Source organism: Gordonia sp. UBA7599 (assembly GCA_002477755.1).
Classification (GTDB): Bacteria; Actinomycetota; Actinomycetes; order Mycobacteriales; family Mycobacteriaceae; genus Gordonia.
The window spans coordinates 1-383 of record DLKD01000007.1 but is presented as its reverse complement, the minus strand read 5'-3'; the positions used below and the strand labels follow the sequence as shown (position 1 = coordinate 383).

1 pseudogene is annotated in these 383 nt (G+C 69.2%); it reads right to left on the bottom strand.

From position 1 onward, the window contains the following. Positions 1–383, bottom strand: a pseudogene (locus B4L26_RS00465) (methionine adenosyltransferase); the annotation flags it as partial.

The following is a 383-nucleotide window of genomic DNA, read 5'->3' as shown; positions in this document are numbered from 1 at the left end:
TCAGCCCGGCGTCGCCCATCGGCCCACCGAGGATGAAGCTGCCCGTCGGGTTCACCAGCAGCCGAGGGCTCGAGGTGTCCAGGCCGTCCACGGTGAACTCGTCGAGCACCGGCTTCAGCACGGTCTCGGCGAGCGCCGGCGCCAGCACCGTGTCACGGTCGATACCCTCGGCGTGCTGGGTGGAGATGACGACGGTGTCCAGGCGCACCGGCTTGTCGCCGTTGTACTCGATGGTCACCTGGGTCTTGCCGTCCGGGCGCAGGTAGTCCAGGATCCCGGCCTTGCGCACCTCGGTGAGGCGCCGCGCCAGGCGGTGCGCGAGTGCGATAGGGACCGGCATCAACTCGGGCGTCTCATCGGTGGCGTAACCGAACATCAGGCCC